The organism is Streptomyces sp. ISL-66 (genome assembly GCF_018614135.1).
Lineage (GTDB): Bacteria > Actinomycetota > Actinomycetes > Streptomycetales > Streptomycetaceae > Streptomyces.
In genome coordinates this window covers 1-5,492 of the sequence record NZ_JAGGOW010000226.1, presented here as the reverse complement: position 1 = coordinate 5,492, position 5,492 = coordinate 1, and the positions used below count along the sequence as shown (strand labels likewise).

5 protein-coding genes are annotated in these 5,492 nt (G+C 69.5%); 1 reads left to right on the top strand and 4 read right to left on the bottom strand.

All coding sequences use genetic code 11. From position 1 onward, the window contains the following. The 4 genes from J7E97_RS34085 to J7E97_RS34070 form a co-directional block, all read right to left on the bottom strand. Positions 1-992 (bottom strand): alpha-amylase family glycosyl hydrolase (locus J7E97_RS34085; protein WP_251055610.1); only part of this gene is annotated, 992 nt, incomplete at its 3' end. 73 nt (positions 993-1,065) lie between these two features. Further along, entirely contained in the window at positions 1,066-1,938 is an 873-nt protein-coding gene (locus J7E97_RS34080) for a sugar ABC transporter permease (RefSeq protein WP_215035297.1), read from the bottom strand. Next, positions 1,935-2,987, bottom strand: a complete 1,053-nt coding sequence (locus J7E97_RS34075; protein ID WP_215035295.1) for a carbohydrate ABC transporter permease — start codon at positions 2,985-2,987, stop codon at positions 1,935-1,937. Before J7E97_RS34075 ends, J7E97_RS34080 begins: the two co-directional genes overlap by 4 nt. A 6-nt stretch (positions 2,988-2,993) precedes the next feature. Beyond that, entirely contained in the window at positions 2,994-4,268 is a 1,275-nt protein-coding gene (locus tag J7E97_RS34070; protein WP_215035293.1) for an extracellular solute-binding protein, read from the bottom strand. Positions 4,269-4,488: 220 nt separating this feature from the next. Here J7E97_RS34070 and J7E97_RS34065 point away from each other — a divergent pair. Continuing rightward, the coding region (locus J7E97_RS34065) for an alpha-amylase family glycosyl hydrolase (RefSeq protein ID WP_251055609.1) at positions 4,489-5,492 on the top strand (1,004 nt) is incomplete at its 3' end.

Here is a 5,492-nt window from a genome sequence, read left to right as displayed (position 1 = left end):
CACGTGGTCGGCGCACCGACCGGGCGCATCGCGTCCAGCGACTCGTCGATGGTGGCGCGCAGCGCCCGCGCGTCCCATCCGGTGTTCAGGTAGTGGAAGTTGAAGGCCTGGTGCAGCTCGTCGGGCCGCAGGTACAGGGCCGTCCGGTCGGCGCTCGGGGTCCACGCCTCGGCGACGCCGATGCGGTCGCCCGCGTACTCGTCGAGGACCCGGCGCCAGGAGCGGTAGATCTCGTGGACGCCGTCCTGGTCGAAGAAGGGGAGCACCTGGTTGCCGAGCAGCTTGAGCTGTTCGCCGCGGCCGAGGTCGGGCAGGCCGGGGGCCTTGACCAGGCCGTGCGCCACGTCGATGCGGAAGCCGTCGGCGCCGAGGTCGAGCCAGAAGCGCAGGATGGAGCGGAACTCGTCCTGGACGGCGGGGTGTTCCCAGTTGAAGTCGGGCTGCTCGGGCGCGAAGAGGTGCAGGTACCACTCCCCGTCGGGGGTCCGGGTCCAGGCCGGGCCGCCGAAGATGGACTCCCAGTCGTTGGGGGGCTCCGCTCCGTCCTCGCCGCGTCCCGCGCGGAAGTGGAAGCGTTCGCGCAGCGGGGTGCCCGGGCCTTCGCGCAGCGCCTGCTTGAACCATTCGTGCTGGTCGGAGCAGTGGTTGGGAACCAGGTCCACGATGATCCGCAGGTCGAGCGCGTGGGCTTCGCGGATCACGGCGTCGGCGTCGTGCAGGCTGCCGAACATGGGGTCGATGGCCCGGTAGTCGGCGACGTCGTAGCCGGCGTCGGCCTGCGGGGAAGCGTAGAAGGGGCTGAGCCAGACGGCGTCGACGCCCAGTTCCTTGAGGTAGGGAAGGCGGCTGCGGATGCCTTCGAGGTCCCCCATGCCGTCCCCGTTGGAGTCGGCGAAGCTGCGCGGATAGACCTGGTAGATCACCGCTTCTCTCCACCAGCCGGGCGTCGTGCCGGTGGAGGTGGGGAGTGCGTCGGCGAGGTGCTGGGTCATGTCGTCCTTGGGGAGATCGGGCCGGGGGTGAGAGGGGGCAGGCGGCGGGGGTCAGCCCGTGCTCGCGAGGGCGTCAGCCCTTGGTCGCGCCTGCCGTCATCCCGGCGACGAGGTGACGCTGGGCGAAGAGGAAGAAGAACGCCGCGGGGATGGCGATGAGCACGGAAGCCGCGCTCATGGCACCCCAGTTGGAGGTGTACTGGGTGACGAAGGTCTGCAGGCCTCCGGCCAGGGTGAGGTGCTCGTCGCCGACCATGAAGGCGGAGGCGTACGCGACTTCGCCCCAGGCGGTGATGAAGGCGTAGAAGCCGGTGACGGCGAGGCCGGGCTTGGCGAGCGGGAGGATGAGGCGCCAGAAGGTGCCGAAGGGGTTGAGTCCGTCGACCCGGCCGGATTCGTCGATCTCCACCGGGATGGTGTCGAAGAAGCCCTTCATCATCCAGGCGCAGAACGGCACGGCGATGGTGAGGTAGGTGATGATCAGGCCGAGGGGCTGGTTGAGCAGCCCGAGGTCGCCCATCAGGTTGTAGAGCGGCACGATGAGGATGGCCATCGGGAACATCTGCGTGATGAGCAGGGTCCACATCAGCGGCTTCATTCCGGGGAACTTGAAGCGGCTGACGGCGTATCCGGTGGTGGCGGCGATGAACACCCCGAGGACGGTGGTGATGCCGGCGACCAGGACGGAGTTGGCGAACCAGGTGAGGAAGGAGGTCGACTCCACCAGGTAGCGGTAGTTGTCGAGGGTCGGTTCCTTCACGAAGTCCGTGGAGATGGCGTGCTTCGCGGGCTTGAGCGAGGTCAGCAGGACCCACAGCACCGGGAAGACGGCGATCACGGACGCGCCGACCAGCGTGGCGTGCAGTCCCGCGGAGGCGAGCGGGGAGCGTTCTCCGCGGCGGCGGACGGGGCGGTCGGCGGTCTTGGGCGGGGTCGTCACGGTCACCACACCTCTCCCTGCTTGCGCAGCGAGCGCCGGTAGACCAGCGCGAAGATCATGAGCAGCAGGAGGATCAGTACGCCCCAGGTCGCCGAGCCGGCGAAGTCGCGCGGGCTGGCCACGAACGCCTCGCGGAAGGCCTGGGTGACCAGGATCTCGGTGGAGTCGCCCGGTCCGCCCCGGGTGAGCAGGAAGATCACCGGGAACATGTTGAAGGTCCAGATGGTGGAGAGCAGGATCACCGTCATGCTGACGGCGCGCAGCCCCGGCAGGGTGATGTGGCGGAACCGCTGCCACGGACCGGCGCCGTCCATCTCGGCGGCCTCGTAGAGCTCGCCGGGCACGGACTGCATTCCGCCGAGCAGGGCGACCATCATGAAGGGGACGCCGAGCCAGACGTTGACGGCGATGACGGCGAGCTTGGCCCAGGTCGGGTCGTCGAGCCAGGGGACGGCGGTGATGCCGCCGCCTTCGAGGAGCTTGTTGAGGATGCCGCTGTCGCGGTTGAAGAGGAACCGCCAGGCGAAGACGGAGACGAATCCGGGGACGGCCCAGGGCAGGATGAGGGCCATCCGGTAGGCGGCGCGGCCCTTGAACTCCCGGTTGAGCATGGTGGCGAGGGCCAGGCCGAGCGTGAAGGTGATCGACACGCAGGCGACGGTCCACAGCACCGTCCACACCAGCCGCTGCAGGAACACCGGGTCGGCGAGGACGGCGGCGTAGTTGTCGAGTCCGACGAACTCGTACGTCGCCTCGATGTGGTTGGCGCCGATGGTCCGGCCGACGTTGCGTTCGGTGGCGTCGGTCAGCGACAGGTAGATGCCGCGGACGAGCGGCCAGCCGATGATCACGCCGAGGACGAGCACCACGGGGGTGACCATGGCCCAGGCGTACCAGTGGGTGGCCAGCGCGCGCCTCAGCCCGGGGCGGTTCCCGCCCTGGGTCCCGTTCTCGCTGTCAGTCCTGCGGCTCCGGCCGCGGGCGGCGGTGTCGGCGTCAGGACCGACCTCGCTGCCCGCGGCCTTCGCCACCGACTGGCTGGTGTGAGCAGCCATGGTTCGTTACTTCCAGCCCTTGAGGATCTTGCGGAATTCGACGCCGGCCGCCTTGGCCGCGTCCTCCGGGCTCGAGGCCCCGGTGACCGCCTTGGTGTACTCGACCTTGAGCGGCTCGAAGAGGGAGCCGTTCTCCGGGATCCAGGCGCGCTCGACGGCCTTGTCCACGGCCGGCTTGAAGAACTGGACCATTTCGTTGGACTTGACGTCGGGCTGCTCGTAGGCGGCGGTCCGGGTCGGGAGCAGGCTCAGCTCCTTGGCGGACTGGACCTGCACCTCCTGCGAGGTCATGTAGTCGACGAAGGCGTTCGCGGCGGCGATGTTCTTGGAGCCCGCGTACACGGCGAGGTCGTGGCCGCCCTGCGGGGCGCCCGCCTTGACGGAGCCGGCCGGGACGGTGGCGATGCCGAGGTTGGCCTTGTCCTTGAACTGGTCGCCGGCGTAGGTGTCGGCCACGGCCCAGGGGCCGTTGATCATCATCGCGACCTCGCCCGTCTTGAAGGCGGTCTGCATGTTGGGGTAGCCGTCGGTGGCGTTGGTGATCGCCGCGCCGGAGGTGATCAGGTCGCGGGCGGCCTTGAAGGCCTTGACGCCGGCCGCGTTGTCGACGGTGACCGTCTTGGTCTTCGCGTCGACGAGGTCGCCGCCCTCTCCGTAGATCAGAGGGAGGGACCAGTAGGAGTCGTCGCCGCGCAGGTAGAGGCCGGTCTTGCCGGTCTTGGCCTTGATGGCCGCGGCGGCGGTCTTCACCTCTTCCAGCGTCTTGGGGGGCTGGACGCCGGCGTCGGCGAGCATCTTCTTGTTGTAGAAGAGGCCCATGGTGTCGATGACCTGCGGGACGCCGTAGGTCTTGCCCTCGTACTTGCCGCTGGCCGCGGCCTGGGGCAGGAACTCGGTGTCGACCTTCTTGGCCGTGTCGGCCGGGACCTCGGCGAGGTAACCGAGGGAGGCGAAGTCGGCGACCCAGCCGACGTCGGCGCGGATGACGTCCGGGGCCTCGGAGCCGCTGCTGAAGGCGTTCTTGACCTTGTTCTGGGCGTCACCGTAGGGAACGTTGACGTACTTGACGCTCACCTTGGGGTGCTTGGCGGTGAACGCCTCGGCGATCTTCTGGAAGGACGCCTTCTCGGCGTCGTTCGAGGTGTCCCACCACGTGACCGTGCCGGAGAGCTCCCCGTCGGCCTTGGCTCCGCCGTTGCCGTCCTTGGTGTCACCGCCGCAAGCCGTCGCCGCGAGCGCCAGAGCCGCGACCAGCGCGGTGGCCGCTATGCCACGCCGCATATGAACTCCTTCGATGATCCCGGCCGCGCCTCGCGGTCCCGAGTTGCCGAGAACGTAACAAGCCTGAAAGCCGTCCGAAAGAGCTTGCGGCAATTTTCTGCAAGAAGGGCTGATCGTTACATCCGTGTGTCCGTACGGTTGCCGCAGCTTGCTGTTAGTTCGAACCCTCTTCGACCGTCCGGGCCCGCAACCAGGGGGCGTGTACCGGCGTTGACCCGATATGACCCACGAGTTGACCGCCTCCCGGCTTGCAAGCGCTTCCAGCAACGCCACCGCGAGCGGCGGCTGGTGGCGCGATGCCGTCATCTACCAGGTGTACGTACGCTCCTTCGGGGACAGCGACGGCGACGGCGTCGGGGACCTGCGCGGGGTCCGCGAGCGCCTCCCCCACCTGGCCCGGCTCGGGGTCGACGCCGTGTGGCTGACCCCCTTCTACGTCTCCCCCCAGGCCGACGGCGGATACGACGTGTCCGACTACCGGGCCGTCGACCCCCTCTTCGGGGACCTCTCCGACGCCGACGACCTCGTCCGCGCCGCCCGCGCGCTCGGCCTGCGCGTCCTCGTGGACGTGGTCCCGAACCACACCTCCGAGCAGCACCCCTGGTTCCGCGAGGCACTGGCCTGCGCCCCCGCGGGCCCCGCCCGCGCCCGCTACCACTTCCGGCCGGGCCGGGGTCCCGCGGGCGCCGAGCCCCCCAACGACTGGGAGTCGGTCTTCGGCGGCCCGGCCTGGACCCGGACCCCCGACGGGGAGTGGTACCTCCACCTCTTCGCGCCCGAGCAGCCCGACCTCAACTGGGAGCATCCCGAGGTCGCCGAGGAGTTCGCCTCCGTCCTGCGCTTCTGGCTCGACCTCGGCGTCGACGGCTTCCGCGTGGACGTGGCCCACGGCATGGTCAAAGCCCCCGGGCTGCCGGACATCGGCCGCGGCGCGCAGGCCACGCTGATCGGCACCGAGCCGCTCCCCTTCTTCGATCAGGACGGCGTCCACGAGATCCACCGCTCCTGGCGCCGGCTGCTCGACTCCTACGAGGGCCCGCGCATCGGGGTCGCCGAGGCCTGGGCGCCCAGCTCGCAGCGGCTCGCGCTGTACGTGCGGCCCGACGAGCTGCACCAAGCCTTCAACTTCCGCTTCCTGAACTGCCCGTGGGACCCGGAAGCGATGCGCACCGTCGTCGACGAGTCGCTGGCGGCCACCGCCTCGGTCGGTGCGCCGACCACGTG